We start from the raw sequence: 15,550 nt of genomic DNA on the forward strand, positions 1-15,550 counted from the left end.
TCATGGCGCAAACCCTTGCTCCGGGAAGCGATGTCATCGTGGTGGGTGCTGGTGTGGTCGGCATCGCCATTGCCCTGCAATTACAACTGGCCGGCTTTGGCGTGACGCTGCTGGACCGTGGCGAACCGGCCATGGAAACCAGTTATGGCAATGCCGGTGCCTTTGCCATCAGCGATGTGATTCCGTTGGCCGAACCGGGCGTCTTGCGCAAGGTGCCGGGCTGGATGCTGGACCCGCTGGGGCCACTGGCCTTGCGCTGGCGCTATCTGCCCAGCCTGATGCCGTGGTTGCTGCGCTTTCTGGCGGCCAGCCGGCCCGGCCGGGTCGCCGCGCTTACCCGCGATCTGTCCGCCTTGCTGGGCCGGGTGAATGCGGACTATGCCGTGCTGATCGGAAAGGCCGGGCTGGAGCACATGTGGCAGCGCCACGGCAATCTGACGCTTTACCGCAATCAGCAGGAATTCGACGCGGCCCTGCCAGCCTGGGAGGAAAAGCGTCGCCACGGTGTGCAGTGGCAGGCGCTGTCGGGCAGTGCGCTGGCCAAGCGCGAGCCCTTGCTGGCCGAGGAATGGCAATGCGCAGTGCGGGTGCCGGGCTGGTCGCATGTGGACGATCCCTACTTGTTCAGCCGTGGCCTGTTCGATGCCTTCGTCCACGCCGGTGGGCGCTTTGTGCAGGACGAGGTGCTGCGCACCCTGGGTGACACGCACGGTGTGCACGGTGTGGAGACTGCCGGTAATGGCCAGTTGTCTGCGGCGGTTGTGGTGATTGCCTGCGGCGTGTGGAGCGACCGTTTTACCCGTCAGCACCAATACCGCGTGCCGCTGGAAAGCGAGCGCGGCTATCACGTCAATCTGCCGCATGCCGGGGTGAAACTGCATCACTTCATCCAGTGTGCCAGCGAGAGCTTTGTCATCCTGCCCATGGCTGATGGCGGCCTGCGGCTGGCGGGCACGGTGGAGCTGGCGCACCGCGATGCCCCGGCGGACTGGCGGCGCGCGCACATCCTATTGGACAAGGCCCGGCGCATTGTCGGCGACTTTTCTACCGAAGGCATGACGGTGTGGATGGGCAATCGCCCCTCGCTGCCGGATACCCTGCCCATCATCGGCCCGGCACCCGCTCAGGCCGGGCTGTGGTTTGCCACTGGTCATGGCCATCTGGGCCTCACTCTGGCGGCCACTACCGCCGTGCTGTTATGCGACATGTTGCAAGGGCACAGCCCGGCACTGGATATGCAGCCCTACCGGATGTCTCGTTTTTGATCCTGTCACGCACCGGCGCAGACCGGTCATGACGGGGGAGCAGTAGAGGGGAGGGCCGGCTGGCTTTCCTTGACAAGAGCAACCGGCAAAACCGCCGCCTCCTGTCTTGCATCGCCAGTGCTGTTGGCTGGGGTGATGCAACGGGTGTGTCGGCTTGTGCTGGTCAATCAAAAAGCAGCATCAAAGGAGAAGTGACATGGTTCGGAACAAACTGTTTGCAGAAATGAACTGGGTGGTGGCGCTGGGCGGCATGATGGTGCCCTTTGTCATGGCTGCCGCCCATGCTGACACGGTGGTGAAAATCGGCTTTTCTTCGCCGCTGTCCGGTCCGCAGGCCCATTACGGCAAGGACAATGAAAATGCCACCAAAATGGCGATTGACGACATCAACGCCAAAGCTCTGCTGGTGGGCGGGCAGAAAATCAAGTTCGAGCTGGTGTCCGAAGACGACCAGGCCGACCCGCGTGTCGGCACCCAGGCCGCGCAGCGGCTGGTTGATGCCGGGGTCAAAGCCGTGATCGGCCACTTCAACTCCGGGGTGTCGATTCCGGCTTCGCGCATTTATTCGGAGGCGGGCATTCCGCAGCTGTCGGTGTCCACCAACCCGGCCTATACCCAGCAAGGCTACAAGACCACCTTCCGCCTGGTGGGCAGCGACAGCCAGATTGGCGGCTCGCTGGGCCAGTTCGCCGTCAAAACGCTGAAGGCCAAGAGCATTGTGGCGATTGACGACCGCACGGCCTACGGCCAGGGCATTGCCGATGAGTTCGTCAAGGCGGTGACCGCCAATGGCGGCAAAGTGCTGCGCCGCGAATTCACCTCGGACAAGGCTACCGATTTTACCTCCATCCTCACTGCGGTGAAGGCGGTCAATCCGGAAGTCATCTTCTATGGCGGGGCCGATGCCCAGGCCGCGCCGATGGCCAAGCAGCTCAAGCGCCTGGGGCTGAAAGCCAAGCTGATGGGGGGTGACATGATGAACACGCCCACCTTTATCCAGCTGGCAGGTGCGGACGCTGTCGGGCATTACTCGGCCGTGGCGGGTGGCATTCTGTCCGCCCGTCCGGCTGGCAAGGAGTTTGAACGCCGCTACAAGGAGCGTTTCCATCAGGACGTGGTCTTGCTGGGGCCGCAGTTTTACGACGGTGTGATGCTGGTGGCCGAGGCCATGAAGCAGGCTGGCTCGGTGGAACCGGCCAAATACCTGCCCAAGCTGGCAGCCATTCGCTACAGCGGCGTGACGGCAGATTTTGCCTTTGCCCCCAATGGCAATCTGCTCAAGGCACCGGTCACCCTGTCGGTGGTCAAGAACAATGCCTGGGCAGTGCAGGCCGTGGTGCGCTAGGCGTCGCAGCTTCTTCTGTTTTCCCCGCAGTTCTCATCAGTCTCATGCTTGGGCTGGCTGCCATCTGGCAGGCCAGCCGTTTTTTATGGACAGAGAGGCAGCAAAAAGGCCATCCCGTGGGATGGCCTTACCGAGGCTGGTGCTGGTTTACAGATCGCCGCCGGTTTCCAGAATGAAGCTGGCCTTGGCGTCCTGGCCCAGTTGCTGCACCAGATAAGGCAGCACTTCTTTCAAGGTTTCCGGCAGGGTCCACGGCGGATTCAGCAGGAACATGCCGCTACCGTACATGCCAAAGCCGTCGGCAGATGGCGCTTGTACGTGCAGCTCGGCGCGCAGCCAGCTCTTGGCCGGCAGCTTTTTCAGCTCTTTGGGCAGTTCTTTCATCTCGGCGCGCTGCAGGCAGGGGTACCACACGGCGTAGATGCCGGTGGCAAAACGCTTCAGGCCTTCCTTGAGCGCCGTCACCACGTGCTGGTAGTCACGCTTGTCTTCGTAGGGCGGGTCAATCAGCACCAGGCCCCGGCGCGGTGGCGGCGGCAGGATGGCCTTGATGCCTTCAAAGCCATTGGCCTGTTGCAGCTGGGTACGGCGCGGATGGCCGCCGAAGTTCTGTTCCAGCAACTGGAAATCCGTAGGGTGCAGCTCGAATAGGCGCAGCTTGTCGCTTTGCGGCATCACCGCAGCGGCACACCAGGGGGAGCCGGGGTAGAAACGCAGTTCGCCATCCGGGTTCATCTCGCGTACCACGTCCACATAGGCGGCTACGGCGGGCGGCAGGTCGCTACGGTCCCACAGGCGGGCAATGCCGCTCAGGTATTCGGCATTCTTGGCGGCATAGCCTTCGTGCAGGGCATAGCCACCGGCTCCGGCGTGGGTATCGATATACCAGTAGGGCTTGTCTTTCTGGCCCAGGTAATCCAGGACGGCAATTTCAATCAGGTGCTTGAGCACGTCGGCGTGGTTGCCGGCGTGAAAGGCGTGGCGATAACTCAGCATGCATCAGCTTTCTAAGACAATGGCGGCATTGTAGCGGATTTGGGATCGCTTCAGACGGCGGGCAGCCAGTTGGCGGGGATGGCCTGCTCCCAGCCCAGCGCGCGCACCACGCTGGCAAAATCATCAGCCAGAGGGCAGGTCAACTGGATGGCTGCACCAGTCGCCGGGTGGGTGATCTGCATCTCCATGCAGGCCAGCAGCATGCGCTGGCTGCCAAAGTGCTCGGCAAACATGCGGTTGTGCACGCCTTTGCCATGGGTAGCGTCACCAATGATGGGGTGGGCGATATGCTTCATGTGGCGGCGCAACTGGTGGCGGCGGCCGGTGAGTGGCGACAGCTCCACCAGGGCGTAACGGCTGCTGGGGTAGCGGTCCACGGCAATCGGCAGCTCCACCGTGGCTATGCGGCGGTAGTCGGTTTGTGCTTCTTGCGGGCCTTGTTCCACCTTTTCGCCCAGCCAGGCCAGGTCATCCACCCGCCGGCTGAGGGCATGGTCGATATGGCCGGCCTCGGCCGGATGGCCACGCACCACGGCCAGGTAGCGCTTGCTCACTTCCTGGCGTTCGAATTGCCAGCTCATTTCACGGCTGCTGTCTTTGTCCAGGGCAAACAGCAGTACGCCGGAGGTGCCCTTGTCCAGCCGGTGTACCGGGTAGACGCGCTGGCCAATCTGGTCACGCAATAGCTGGATGGCAAAGCGGGTTTCGTGACGATCCAGCTCGGAGCGGTGCACCAGCAGGTTGGACGGCTTGTGGATGGCGATCAGCTGCTGGTCGCGGTAGAGAATGGGTAGCATGGCGGTGTTGATGAGGCGAAGGCCGCGATTGTAGGACTTTGCCGTCGGCTTGGATATGTGCAAGGCGCTGCCGTGGCCGAATTGCGACAGCTGGGCGGGTAGATTTTTCCTGCATTTGCCATTGACAGCGACTTCTTGCGCTTGCTGCAGGAAAACGTCATATTTTGTGATCCGGTCATGCATGTAGGCATAAATTTGCTGCGTGCTGCGGTTTTTTAGCGCCGGATCATTGCGATTGCTGCCCCCCAATTACCAGCTTTGCGACAAGGTATTTCAAAGTGGAGAGGAAATTGTTTACAGTCAATTTCCCGGTCATTACAATTCGCCGCGCCCACCATGATGAAACTCTGCGTTGCAGCCTGGCGCACTGACATTCGGTGGCGCACCTGCAGGCCCGTGGCCTGACAGAGAGCCAATCCGGAAGTAGGGGCTTCCCGATGTTGCATGAACAGGCTAGCGTCCGCTCGTGCATGTTGACCAACAAAACCAAGAGTTCCAGATATGACCATCCAACTGAAACGAGCAAGCGTTGCCGTAGCCCTGTCCATGCTGGCCGGCGTCACCTTTGCCAAAGACTTCACCCCGGCTGTGATCTACGATCAGGCCGGCAAGTTTGACAAGAGCTTCAACGAAGCGGCGTTCAATGGCGCAGAGCGTTTCAAGAAGGAATTCAAGATCAGCTATCGTGAGGGCACCATTGCCTCCGAAGCACAAAAGGAACAGCTGCTGCGCAATCTGGCGCGCAAGGATGCCGACCTGATCGTTTCCGTCGGCTTCTCCTTTACCCAGGCGGTGGAAACCGTGGCCAAGGAATTTCCCAAGGTGAAATTCACCATCATCGATTCCGTGGCCAAGGGTCCGAACGTACAGAGCATCGTGTTCAAGGAACAGGAAGGCTCCTTCCTGGTGGGCATGGCCGCTGCCATGGCATCCAAGTCCGGCAAGGTAGGTTATATCGGTGGCATGGATGTGCCGCTGATCCGCGCCTTTGGCTGTGGCTATGTACAGGGTGCCAAGTATGCCAACAAGAAGGCTGAAGTCATCCAGAACATGACCGGCACCACGCCGCAGGCCTTCAACGACCCGGCACGCGGTACCGAGCTGGCCAAGAGCCAGTTTGATCGCGGCGTCGACGTGGTATTCGCTGCTGCCGGTGGCACCGGCCTGGGCGTGCTGCAGGCCGCCAAGACCGCCAATAAACTGTCCATCGGCGTCGACAGCAACCAGAACCACCTCTACCCCGGCTATGTGCTGACCTCCATGGTCAAGCGCGTGGACAATGCCGTGTACGATACTTTCAAGTCCGCCCGCGACGGCAGCTGGAAGCCGGAAGTCAAAGTCATGGGCCTCAAGGAAGGCGGCGTGGACTGGGCGCTGGACAGCAATAACCGCAAGCTGATTTCCGCCGACATGGAAAAGAAAATCGGCGCCGCCAAGAAGGACATCATCAGTGGCAAGCTCAGCGTGGTCGACTACCGCGCCAGCAACAGCTGCCCGGTGAAGTAAGTCTTTAGATCATCTTTTCCCGGCTGCGGCCCGGGAGGACTGCAGGCACGATGGCTCTGGCTATCGTGCCTGTTTGATTCTGGCGAGGCCGCCGACCGGATTTATGGAAAATCGGGAAAATACCGGCATGACTGATTTCGCCATCGAGCTGAACGGCATCTGCAAGCGCTTCGGCACAGTGCAGGCCAATCGCGATGTATCAATGAACATCGCCAAGGGCTCCATACACGGCATCATCGGCGAGAACGGCGCGGGTAAATCCACCCTGATGAGCATTCTGTACGGCTATTACCAGGCCGACAGCGGCAGCATCGCGGTGGATGGCAAGACCGTGCGCATCCGCAACAGCCAGGAAGCCATCCGGCTGGGCATCGGTATGGTCCATCAGCATTTCATGCTGGTGGACAACTTCACCGTGCTGGAAAACATCGTGCTGGGTGCCGAAGGCGGCCTGCTGCTCAAAGAGGGCATGGCCAAGGCGCGCGAACACCTGCAGGCGCTGAACCGCGACTACTCGCTGGAGGTTGATCCGGACGCCATCGTTGGCGAGCTGGGTGTTGGCCTGCAGCAACGGGTGGAAATTCTCAAGGCGCTGTACCGCGGGGCCGACGTACTGATTCTGGACGAGCCCACGGCCGTGCTGACACCGCAGGAGGCCGATCACCTGTTCTGCATCCTGCGTGCGCTGCGCGAGCAGGGCAAGACGGTCATCCTGATCACCCACAAGCTGCGCGAGGTGATGGACATTACCGATGCCGTCAGCGTGATGCGTGCCGGTACGGTGGTGGGCAATGTGCGCACGGCGGATGTCGACAAGGAAAAACTGGCCGACCTGATGGTGGGGCGCAAAGTCACGCTGAAAGTGGACAAGGCCGAGCGCGAACCGGGGGCGGCCGTGCTGGACGTGCGCCAGCTGTGCCTGACCGATGAGCGTGGCGTCAAGCTACTGGATGGCTTGAATTTTCAGGTGCGCGCCGGCGAGATCGTCGGCATTGCCGGGGTGTCTGGCAATGGTCAGTCCGAGCTGCTGGAAGTGCTGGCGGGCATGCTGGAGCCGACTTCCGGTGAAATCCGCTATCAGGGTGCGGATCTGCTGCAGGAAAAATCCACACAGCCGCGGGCCGCTCTGTATCGCAAAAAGGGCATTGCCCATGTGCCGGAAGACCGTTCGCGTGAAGGCCTGGTGAAGTCCTTTGCCATGTTCGAGAACGCCATTCTCGGCTATCACGACGACAAGCGCATCAGCAAGGGCGGGCTGTTTTCACGCCAGGCACTGCTGGCGCGCACGCGTGATTTCATCCGCCAGTTCGATATCCGTCCGGACAACGCCCAGCTGCGTGTGGGTTTGCTGTCGGGTGGCAATCAGCAAAAAGTGGTGCTGGCGCGCGAGATTCACGCCAACCCGGACTTGCTGTTGATCGGCCAGCCGACGCGTGGCGTGGACATCGGCGCCATCGAGTTCATTCACAAACGGTTGGTGGAGCTGCGCGATGCCGGCAAGGCCATCTTGCTGGTGTCGGTGGAGCTGGAGGAAATTCTGGCCTTGTCCGACCGCATTCTGGTGATGGCCGGCGGGCAGATTAGCGGCGAAGTGGCGGCCAGGGATGCCGACACCATTTCGCTGGGTTTGTTGATGGGGGGGCACAAACATTGAAATTCGGACAACCGTCCACATTGCCGCGCTGGGCTCAGCTGACTGTGCTGCCGGCATTGAATCTGCTGGCCGCCTTGCTGGTGACTGGCTTCGTGACCTGGATGATAGGCGAAGATCCGTGGGAATGCCTGCAATTGCTGGTAAGCGGTGCCTTCGGCAGTGGTGAAGGCATCGGCTATACGCTGTTCTACACCACCGGTTTCATTTTTACCGGGTTGGCGGTGGCCACTGCTTTTCATGCCGGGCTGTTCAATATCGGTGGCGAAGGGCAGGCCTATCTGGCTGGCCTGGGGGTGACGCTGGTGGTGCTGGCTTTTGATCACACCCTGCCGCCCTTGGTGCTGGTGCCGCTGTGCATCCTGGCCGCCATGGGCTTTGGTGCGGCCTGGGCCTTTATTCCAGGCTGGCTGCAGGCGCGGCGTGGCAGCCATATTGTGGTCACCACCATCATGTTCAACTTCATCGCCTATTCGCTGATGTTGTATCTGATCGGTCATCACCTGATCGAAGCCGGTTCGCAAAACCCTACCACCCGCGAGTTTGGCCAGGCCGCGTGGATTCCGGCCATTCATCAGGTGGCTGCCGGCATGGGCATCAGCCTGCCCAGCACGCCGCTGAACCTGACCTTTGTCATGGCGCTGCTGGCCTGCGGCCTGTTTTACCTGCTGGTGTGGCATAGCCGCTGGGGCTTCCAGTTGCGTACGGTGGGCGTGAACGAGAGTGCAGCACGCTATGCCGGCATCAGCGTCAGCAAGACCATCATTCTGGCCATGTGTGTGTCCGGCGCCTTGTCCGGCTTCGCCGCTGTCAACGAGCTGCTGGGTTCCACCCACCGCATGAATGTGTCCTTTACCAATGGTGTCGGCTTTGTCGGCATTGCCGTGGCGCTGATGGGGCGCAACCATCCGGTGGGCATCATCCTGTCGGCCCTGCTGTTTGGCGGCCTGACGCAGGGCGGGCTGGAGCTGTCGTTTGAAAAACCGGTGATTACCCGCGAAATGATCATCTTCATCCAGGGCCTGATCATCCTGTTCTGCGGCGCGCTGGAAAACCTGTTCGAGCCGTTTATCGCAGGCCTGTTCAAGCGCAAGGAGGACAAATAATGGAACAGTTGTTCAGCTTGCTGGACTCAACCATCCGGGTGGCTACGCCGCTGGTACTGGCGGCGCTGGCCGGCATGTTCTCCGAGCGCTCCGGCGTGGTGGATATCGGCCTGGAAGGCAAGATGCTGGTGGCGGCTTTCGCCGCTGCCGCCGCCGCCTTTGTTACCCATTCGCCCTGGCTGGGTCTGCTGGCCGGCATCATGGCTTCGGTCAGCCTGGCCATGGTGCATGCCTTTGTCTCGGTCACCTATAACGGTAATCAGCTGATCTCCGGCATGGCCATCAACACCATTGCCTCTGGTATTACGCCGGTACTGGGGCTGGCCTGGTTTCAGCAGGGCGGCAATACCCCGCAGTTGGATGATGACTCACGCTTCCACGACATCAGCCTGCCGTTTGCCGATGCCCTGTCGAATGTGCCGGTCATCGGCCATCTCTATAGCAAGCTGCTGTCCGGGCACAGCATTCTGGTCTATCTCACCGTACTGATCATCCCTGTGGTGAGCTGGGTGGTGTATCGCAGCCGCTTTGGCCTGCGTCTGCGTGCGGTTGGCGAGAACCCGCATGCGGCCGATACCGCTGGGGTGTCGGTGGCTCGGGTGCGTTATATCGCCTTGTTCTGGGGTGGCGTGCTGTGTGGGGTAGCCGGTACTTTCCTGTCGGTATACCAGACCGGTAGCTTCATCAAGGAAATGACCGCCGGCAAGGGCTTTCTGGCACTGGCGGCACTGATTTTCGGCAAATGGCGTCCGCTGCCGGCAGTGTTGGGCTGTCTGTTGTTTGCCTTTGCCGATGCCCTGCAAATCCGGCTGGAAGGGGTGGATCTGCCCATTGTCGGCCAGATTCCCTCGCAGGCCATCCAGGTCATTCCTTATGTGCTGACGGTATTGCTGCTGGCTGGCTTTGTCGGTCGTGCCGTGGCACCGAAGGCCATTGGCGTGCCGTTTGTAAAGTCACGCTAGGCAGTGAAATCGGCCCATCAAGTGGGCTGCAGAAAAAACCGGCTCTGGCCGGTTTTTTTACGTCTCATGCTGTGGGGGTACTGTCGACGGGTCGAATTGTGTGCTGAATTGCACTACAACAAGGGGTGTGCACCAGCCGGCCTGGGCGCTGATGGGCAAATGACAATAAACAAGGCTGCAGCAGTCAGCCGAATCCGGGGGAATGGTATGTGGCTGGCCGTGCTGACACTGGTCCTGGTGGGATGTACTGTCGCCGCACTGGCCGGCCTGCTGGGTGGTGCGCTGCGCCAGCATGATCCCGATGCCTTGGTCGGGCAGGGCATGCCGCCGGGTGACAGTGTGCTCGGCAAGGTGGCCGCCACCCGCAAAGCGCGTGATGACTCCTGGAGCCGCCGCCCCTGGCCTTACATCCGTGACCGGCTGACCTTTCCACCGCTGGATATCCCGGCGGTCATCCTGCATAGCACCATCACCCCCGGCAAGTGCTACCGCGTCGATCCCGCCACGCTGACCTGTACTTGCAGCTATTTCCTGCTGCGTGGATCAAGCGCGGCCATCGGTAGCAAGGAAAGACTTTGTCGCCATCTGCGCAAGGTGTACGCCGAGCGCGGCACACTGCCGGCCGTGGTCAATATGGTGCTGCTGGATGATGTTCATTTTTGCGAGACCGACCAGTTATGGTCGGGCGAGGTGGAGGGGGTGCCGGTGGCCATCGCCTGGCGCGAAGGCGACCCGTGGGTCACCATCTACACCCGCAGTAATGCACTCAATCAGTCGCCGGAATTCCAGCGCTACAACTTTCACCTTGATCATGCCAGCTGGTCAGATAGCCGCGCCCCCAAGTACAACGCAACTGCTATCCGCCAGATGCTGGCCGACTGGTTTGGCGACCGCAAACTGATGGCCTGAGCTGTGCTCAGCGCTTTCTCAGTGCTACCCGCATCGCTGCCCGTCGATTGGCCGGTAATTTGTCGACGTAGTTGATGGCCGTTTGGTCGTATTTGTCGGTTTCATCCAGCGATGCGCCATGCGCAACAAGAGAGGCGACGATGGCCGGTGAGGACTCAAGCACCGCAATCATCAGTACGGTGATCCCGCTTGTGCGTGTATATGCATTGACGTCTGCACCCTTGGTGATCAGATCCTCGACGATGCCAATATCCTTGGACTGTACCGCGTAAAACAATGGTGTGCGGCCATCGTAGCCATCGACATTGGCATCCGCACCGGCCTGCAGCAGCACTTGTACCGCAGCGCGATTATGGCCTTCTATCGCATAAACCAATGCCGGCCTGGAAATATCGTCCAGCGATTGGTCAAGCTCACAGTGATGGTTCTTGATGTAGCTAACCACAGCGGATGCGTCGGCATGGCGCAGCAGTTGTTGCCAGTCTTCTTTGTTGCACGCTGCAATGGTTTGTTGTGTGAGCAGCAGCATGCCAATGCTAAGCAGGCATCTATTCGAATAGTTTTTTACGTACGGCATCTAAAGTGTCACCATCAAGTCCGCCAAGCGTAGTTCTGTTTCCTGGTCATTCAGTTTGTAAGTGAAATGTCAGTAGCTCAGTCCACGCCTGTTTACTGCACCTTGTACACATTGGATGACAGTTGCAGCGTGGCATCAAAAGTGACTGGGGGGCGGTGCGGGTGGACTTTCAATACGGCATCTACCCGAAAGCGCAGGTGCCTTTCCATTTCGCGTGGCGCATCCAGATTGACGCGCACCCTTGAAAGCCGGGGCTCGTGCGTTTCAATGGCGCGTCGCAATTGCTCGCGCAGCAGCTCCCGGTCATCCGGGTTCAACAGGCTGATGCCGCTAAGATCCGGAATCCCAAAACGCAGCATGCTGTTGCTGGCCAGCGGGTAGGCGTCGAACAAGTCGTCCAGCGGCATGGTGCGGGTGTTGAGCAGGGCTTCAAGATCGCGCGCCAGTGAGCGCTTGAATTGGGCGAGCTCGTAGAGCATGGCTTCGGGCTGGCGCGATCTGTCCGGTTCGTCATCCAGCAGGCGGTCGAGTACGGACGGCTGGATCAGGGCGTGGCGACTAAGAGTGCTCATGTCAGCTGGCAAACAGTTTGCCCAGCTGCTTGGCCAGCAACCAGCGATAGGTCATGAAGATGCCGCTGCCCGCAATCGCCAGCAAGGCGAAGTACAGCCACAAGGGGAGCTCGTGCCGGACAAAGGCCTGAAAACGCTGCGGCAGTTGGGCATTAGGAGAGAATTCTGCTTTCCCGCCACGTACTTGCTGAATTTCCTGCGCCAGTTTGTGGGTCAGGTAGCCCAGCTTTTCTTCGCCCTCCAGCAGATATTTGCCTTGAAAGCCCAGCAGCAGGCAGCTGTAGAACACTTCTAATGGCTCGATCTGCTGCGCCGGCTCCAGTCGTAATTGTTCCAGTCTGCTGAAAAAACCCTCACCCGCCAGATGTTCGCCAAACAGACGCAACTGCAAGGGCATGCGTTCCCATTCGTCGCGCAAGGGAAAGTCCGATGACAGAATGATTTCATCCATCAGTGCGCAAAAAGCGTATTTGGAGTAGTTGACCGCATTCATATCCTTGTTGAAATTGCGCGCGGTTTTCTCGTATTGCGCCAGGAACTGGTCCACGCGGCGATTGAACTCCACTGCACTGCCGGGAGCATTGCCGTCTTTCAGCAAAAACAGCAGGTAAATGCCGTCTTCCAGCATCTCGCGCAGGCTGGGCGCCGCAGAGGGGGTAACGGCCAGTGGGCGTTCTTGGTTGGGGAGGGCGGTAGTTTGGTTCATGGCCTTATCAACGGAAAACGGCAATCAGCTCTAGTGACAGATTGGCGAGGGTTTGCGGGAGGTAGATGCAGATGCTGCGTGATTGCAGCATGCGGCCAAAAATATCCCCGTGCGGTTCGAGTGCGAAGTAATGGTTGCCAACACGCACCGGCACGGCAGAGGGCGTTTGCGCAGCATGGCTGAGTGCTACGCCACGCAGCGCCGAGTTAAGGATTTTTTCCACATCATCCGGGGCGCCAATCTTGAGTTTGAGCGGCACGCTGTCGATTACCTGGCTGGCTGGCATCTCGCTTTGTACTGACAGGTAGAAATCGACGTTATCCAGTAAGCGGTCGCTTTCCAGTCGGCCAATAAAGAAGGATGGCTTGGGTGAATGCAAGGGAATGATGGTGTAGCGCGCCGAGATGACAGTTTCCAGTAGTTCGCGGATTTGCTGGTCCAGCACCGGCAGTACCAGATGCAGTTGGTCATGCCGGTAGGCGGGAATGTCCGACAAGGTATACAGGGTGGCGAAGGTCTGCAGCTCGCCGCAGAACTCCGCGAGTGCCATATAAAGCTCCTCCGGGTGTAACGGGCTGCTTTGTGACAGATGGCGCAGTCGGGCGAAGTTGCGATTTACCGTATGCAATAGCCAGAAAGAGCTGATGTCAGTTGAACCGTATTCAACAACACTCTTTGATCTTTCTCGGTGGCTATTGCTTAAGGACTGGTTCTTCACTAGCAAAATGTCCAATAGCCGGCGCAACAACTGCTGAATCTCGGTTGAACCTTCTGTAGTAAGAAGAGGAGGAATGAAGCCGGCGCAAATACGCCATTGCCCTGTTGCGTCCTTTTCCAGTTGGCAAAGCGGAACAGATTCGTAGCCGTCACGATTTTCTTCCTCGAACATCAGCTTTACGTCGAGTTCAAGTGTGCTGACATCGGCTTCCAGCGCCTGTGTATACAGATCGGCGATTTCACTGTTGTTGCTGACGAAGCGAGTCGGGCGGTTGAGCGCCTCGCCGTTGCGGGTGTTCCCGCCGTAAGGCTGCAACTGGGCAAGACAGGCGTAGAGGGTGGTCTTGATGCCAAGTTGGGGAATGGTGGCGCACTCTCTGGACAAGGGAAGTGCTGCATTACCTGGTGCCTGGTACAGGGTGCCGTCACGAAACAGCAGCGTCAGGGCATCGATACGCACCATGCCGGCTTTGAGCGCAGTTTCATCAAGCAGCAGATGACTGACTCCCCAGCGATGACGGCCGGAATACTGTAGTAGCTGTGCGCTTTTTTGTTCTAGGAACAAGGACTGTTGCTGGAAATGCTGTGGCCGCAAAAACATGCCTTCGCCCCACAGAACTCTTTTTGCATATTGCATCTTGTGATGACCTTGCATTTGCAACTGAAGATCAATGCGGCGCATTGATTTTTGCAGTGCTTTTAAGGGATTTTACTTAGTAAAAATATCATTTGTCATATTTATGGCAAATGGAATGCGCATAGTGATAATTAAATATTCAATTAATGGACTAATAACAATCGTTGTTAAATTGCAACAGAGCGCAATTATTTGCAGGGTAAATCAACGCCGCTTGCTGGTGCACTCGGCTGGAGGCTGTGATGATTGCCCCGGAATTGCGATGTTCTTGGCGGTCACTGGCAGCAGGTAGCAATCGGCAGCCTTGAAGATTAGTCCACGGCTCTTGATGGCATCGGCGTCAAACAGCAGCCGCCAGTAAGCGGAGTCCGGTTGTCTGAAAAAGCCGACCACGCCGACGTAGCGGGTTTCTTCGCCGATGGTCTCACTGTCGGTCACTGACTTTCCCGGAATCATGGTCAGTTCTTTGCTGGAAATGAGGGTGTTTCCTAGCAGATCCTGCTCTGTTTTCCCGGCCAGCAGGGCATCCATGGTCATCCTGTTGAATGCTTCGGCACTACGCAATTGGTAGATGTGCACTACCACCGATAGCGGTTTTCCTTGTGCATCGCGGTTGAGACCGACGGTGCTTTCCCCGTGGATGGCTATCATTTTTGGGCCGCTGCAGGCGCTCAGCATCAGCGGGATTGCGATGCCTGCCAGCAGGCTTTTGCGATGACTTTTCAAACTAAATGTCATTGGACAATGCTCGTTCCTGATTGAAAAAACCGCATAGCATATTCTATCGGTACTTTTACTAGTGCTTACAGTTATCTTTTCAGCAGAATAAATTACATTATAATATTCTTTTTGCGTATTGTTACATATTGTGATAATACTTTAAATGCAATTATGATTCTCGGGTGTTGATTGTGTCATGCAGATGATTTTTGCCTTGCCGGTACTGGTGGCCTTGCTTGTACTGCTGTTGGCGTGGGTCGGCTGGCGTTACTTCTTGGGCGCGGGTGCGCAGGGGCAGGCTCATCAGCTTCAGGCCTCGCAGGCTGCTGAGGTGGTGCTGTCAAAACCCTTGTTGAGTATGGAGGAAGCGGTTGACTTGAGAACGCTGCCTGCAGGGCCAGTTGCCAGTGCTCAGGTAAAAAGTCCGGTGGTCAATCACAGCTTTCGCTGGTTGCTGCTTCCCTTGTTGTCATTGCCGCTAGTGGGTTTGGGTGTGCTGCTGGTGTTGAATATGGGGCGCTACTATCAGCGGCCGGACTATGTGGCACAGGGCTATGCCCAGGCCGAGCGTATCAAGCAGACGCTGCGGGAAGAAAAACTGGTGCCACCGCCGGCTTTGCCGCCAGCTGCTTTTGTCGACGCCCAAGCAGAGAGGCCTAGTCTGGATATCAATCATGCCAGCCGTGATTGGAGTCGCTTGAATCCGGCTTTCGTGCAAACGGTATTGCATGTGATGGCATCGATGAAAGAGCGTGGTTTTTCCATGGTTTTGCTGGAAGGCTATCGCAGTCCTGAGCGTCAGAATGCGCTGGCAGGACAAGGCAATCATGTGACCCAGGCCAAAGGCGGGGAGAGCAAGCATCAATACGGTTTGGCCGTCGATCTGGCCCCGATCCGTAATGGCAAAGTGGTGATATCCGAGCGTGATCCGTGGGCCATGCAAGCGTATCAAGCCTTGGGTGAGGAGTCGCAAGCAGCCGGCCTTACCTGGGGTGGTAATTGGAGTTTCAAGGATTTTGGCCATATCGAACAGACAGGCTCGATTCGAGCTTTGCTGGCTAAAAAATAGCCCTTCTTTTAATTT

Annotated in this window: 15 protein-coding genes; 8 read left to right on the plus strand and 7 right to left on the minus strand. The window is 58.5% G+C overall.

Annotated elements, in window-relative coordinates; genetic code table 11:
• Positions 1 to 2: 2 nt before the first annotated feature.
• Together FAZ30_RS14575 and FAZ30_RS14580 are read left to right on the plus strand one after the other, a co-directional pair.
• Positions 3 to 1,265 (plus strand): NAD(P)/FAD-dependent oxidoreductase, encoded by a 1,263-nt coding sequence (locus FAZ30_RS14575; protein WP_124641532.1) that lies wholly within the window; start codon positions 3 to 5, stop codon positions 1,263 to 1,265.
• A 196-nt stretch (positions 1,266 to 1,461) separates the two neighbouring features.
• Positions 1,462 to 2,610 carry a branched-chain amino acid ABC transporter substrate-binding protein gene (locus tag FAZ30_RS14580; protein WP_124641530.1) on the plus strand — a complete coding sequence of 383 codons (1,149 nt, stop codon included), beginning with the start codon at positions 1,462 to 1,464 and terminating at the stop codon, positions 2,608 to 2,610.
• 147 nt (positions 2,611 to 2,757) lie between these two features.
• On the opposite strand, the gene FAZ30_RS14585 is transcribed toward FAZ30_RS14580, so the two are convergent.
• Together FAZ30_RS14585 and FAZ30_RS14590 are read right to left on the minus strand one after the other, a co-directional pair.
• Positions 2,758 to 3,606 (minus strand): 23S rRNA (adenine(2030)-N(6))-methyltransferase RlmJ, encoded by an 849-nt coding sequence (locus FAZ30_RS14585; RefSeq protein WP_124641528.1) that lies wholly within the window; start codon positions 3,604 to 3,606, stop codon positions 2,758 to 2,760.
• A 50-nt stretch (positions 3,607 to 3,656) separates the two neighbouring features.
• The gene (locus FAZ30_RS14590) at positions 3,657 to 4,403 is read right to left on the minus strand and encodes a tRNA pseudouridine(65) synthase TruC (RefSeq protein ID WP_124641526.1); all 747 of its coding nucleotides are present in this window, start codon (positions 4,401 to 4,403) and stop codon (positions 3,657 to 3,659) included.
• A 501-nt stretch (positions 4,404 to 4,904) separates the two neighbouring features.
• Between FAZ30_RS14590 and FAZ30_RS14595 the strand changes: the two genes are divergently transcribed.
• From FAZ30_RS14595 to FAZ30_RS14615, 5 genes are all read left to right on the plus strand, one after another.
• On the plus strand, positions 4,905 to 5,909 hold the full coding sequence (locus tag FAZ30_RS14595) for a BMP family lipoprotein (protein ID WP_137009680.1): 1,005 nt from the start codon (positions 4,905 to 4,907) through the stop codon (positions 5,907 to 5,909).
• Between the two features lie 127 nt (positions 5,910 to 6,036).
• The gene (locus FAZ30_RS14600; RefSeq protein ID WP_124641523.1) at positions 6,037 to 7,563 is read left to right on the plus strand and encodes an ABC transporter ATP-binding protein; all 1,527 of its coding nucleotides are present in this window, start codon (positions 6,037 to 6,039) and stop codon (positions 7,561 to 7,563) included.
• Positions 7,560 to 8,666 (plus strand): ABC transporter permease, encoded by a 1,107-nt coding sequence (locus FAZ30_RS14605; RefSeq protein ID WP_168190855.1) that lies wholly within the window; start codon positions 7,560 to 7,562, stop codon positions 8,664 to 8,666. The genes FAZ30_RS14600 and FAZ30_RS14605 overlap by 4 nt, the downstream gene beginning before the upstream one ends.
• Positions 8,666 to 9,628, plus strand: a complete 963-nt coding sequence (locus tag FAZ30_RS14610; RefSeq protein WP_124641521.1) for an ABC transporter permease — start codon at positions 8,666 to 8,668, stop codon at positions 9,626 to 9,628. The genes FAZ30_RS14605 and FAZ30_RS14610 overlap by 1 nt, the downstream gene beginning before the upstream one ends.
• Before the next feature lie 207 nt (positions 9,629 to 9,835).
• Positions 9,836 to 10,537, plus strand: a complete 702-nt coding sequence (locus FAZ30_RS14615; RefSeq protein WP_124641519.1) for a hypothetical protein — start codon at positions 9,836 to 9,838, stop codon at positions 10,535 to 10,537.
• A gap of 7 nt (positions 10,538 to 10,544) precedes the next feature.
• Here the strand turns inward: FAZ30_RS14615 and FAZ30_RS14620 are convergent, their stop codons facing one another.
• The 5 genes from FAZ30_RS14620 to tssJ all read right to left on the minus strand — a co-directional run bounded on the left by FAZ30_RS14620 (position 10,545) and on the right by tssJ (position 14,484).
• Positions 10,545 to 11,066, minus strand: coding sequence for an ankyrin repeat domain-containing protein (locus FAZ30_RS14620; protein ID WP_158613538.1), 522 nt, complete (start codon positions 11,064 to 11,066; stop codon positions 10,545 to 10,547).
• A gap of 140 nt (positions 11,067 to 11,206) precedes the next feature.
• Positions 11,207 to 11,686: a type VI secretion system baseplate subunit TssE gene (gene tssE / locus FAZ30_RS14625; RefSeq protein ID WP_124641515.1), complete on the minus strand. Its 480-nt coding sequence runs from the start codon at positions 11,684 to 11,686 to the stop codon at positions 11,207 to 11,209.
• 1 nt (position 11,687) lies between these two features.
• On the minus strand, positions 11,688 to 12,392 hold the full coding sequence (gene icmH, locus FAZ30_RS14630; RefSeq protein ID WP_124641513.1) for a type IVB secretion system protein IcmH/DotU: 705 nt from the start codon (positions 12,390 to 12,392) through the stop codon (positions 11,688 to 11,690).
• A 7-nt stretch (positions 12,393 to 12,399) separates the two neighbouring features.
• Positions 12,400 to 13,791, minus strand: a complete 1,392-nt coding sequence (gene tssK, locus FAZ30_RS14635) for a type VI secretion system baseplate subunit TssK (RefSeq protein WP_233578291.1) — start codon at positions 13,789 to 13,791, stop codon at positions 12,400 to 12,402.
• Positions 13,792 to 13,950: 159 nt separating this feature from the next.
• The gene (gene tssJ, locus FAZ30_RS14640) at positions 13,951 to 14,484 is read right to left on the minus strand and encodes a type VI secretion system lipoprotein TssJ (RefSeq protein WP_124641511.1); all 534 of its coding nucleotides are present in this window, start codon (positions 14,482 to 14,484) and stop codon (positions 13,951 to 13,953) included.
• A 184-nt stretch (positions 14,485 to 14,668) separates the two neighbouring features.
• On the opposite strand from tssJ, the gene FAZ30_RS20810 reads away from it, so the two are divergent.
• Positions 14,669 to 15,535, plus strand: coding sequence for a M15 family metallopeptidase (locus FAZ30_RS20810; RefSeq protein ID WP_233578289.1), 867 nt, complete (start codon positions 14,669 to 14,671; stop codon positions 15,533 to 15,535).
• The last annotated feature ends 15 nt before the right edge of the window (positions 15,536 to 15,550 follow it).

Origin of the sequence: Aquitalea aquatilis (assembly GCF_005155025.1) — a bacterium.
GTDB classification, from domain to species: domain Bacteria; phylum Pseudomonadota; class Gammaproteobacteria; order Burkholderiales; family Chromobacteriaceae; genus Aquitalea; species Aquitalea aquatilis.

Bases quoted from the DNA above. Each gene is read 5' to 3' on its own strand.
- FAZ30_RS14620 (WP_158613538.1), bottom strand. From the start codon at position 11,066: ATGCTGCTGCTCACACAACAAACCATTGCAGCGTGCAACAAAGAAGAC.
- tssK (WP_233578291.1), bottom strand. From the start codon at position 13,791: ATGCGCCGCATTGATCTTCAGTTGCAAATGCAAGGTCATCACAAGATG.
- icmH (WP_124641513.1), bottom strand. From the start codon at position 12,392: ATGAACCAAACTACCGCCCTCCCCAACCAAGAACGCCCACTGGCCGTT.
- FAZ30_RS14590 (WP_124641526.1), bottom strand. From the start codon at position 4,403: ATGCTACCCATTCTCTACCGCGACCAGCAGCTGATCGCCATCCACAAG.
- tssE (WP_124641515.1), bottom strand. From the start codon at position 11,686: ATGAGCACTCTTAGTCGCCACGCCCTGATCCAGCCGTCCGTACTCGAC.
- FAZ30_RS14580 (WP_124641530.1), top strand. From the start codon at position 1,462: ATGGTTCGGAACAAACTGTTTGCAGAAATGAACTGGGTGGTGGCGCTG.
- FAZ30_RS20810 (WP_233578289.1), top strand. From the start codon at position 14,669: ATGATTTTTGCCTTGCCGGTACTGGTGGCCTTGCTTGTACTGCTGTTG.
- FAZ30_RS14600 (WP_124641523.1), top strand. From the start codon at position 6,037: ATGACTGATTTCGCCATCGAGCTGAACGGCATCTGCAAGCGCTTCGGC.
- FAZ30_RS14610 (WP_124641521.1), top strand. From the start codon at position 8,666: ATGGAACAGTTGTTCAGCTTGCTGGACTCAACCATCCGGGTGGCTACG.
- tssJ (WP_124641511.1), bottom strand. From the start codon at position 14,484: ATGACATTTAGTTTGAAAAGTCATCGCAAAAGCCTGCTGGCAGGCATC.
- FAZ30_RS14615 (WP_124641519.1), top strand. From the start codon at position 9,836: ATGTGGCTGGCCGTGCTGACACTGGTCCTGGTGGGATGTACTGTCGCC.
- FAZ30_RS14575 (WP_124641532.1), top strand. From the start codon at position 3: ATGGCGCAAACCCTTGCTCCGGGAAGCGATGTCATCGTGGTGGGTGCT.
- FAZ30_RS14585 (WP_124641528.1), bottom strand. From the start codon at position 3,606: ATGCTGAGTTATCGCCACGCCTTTCACGCCGGCAACCACGCCGACGTG.
- FAZ30_RS14595 (WP_137009680.1), top strand. From the start codon at position 4,905: ATGACCATCCAACTGAAACGAGCAAGCGTTGCCGTAGCCCTGTCCATG.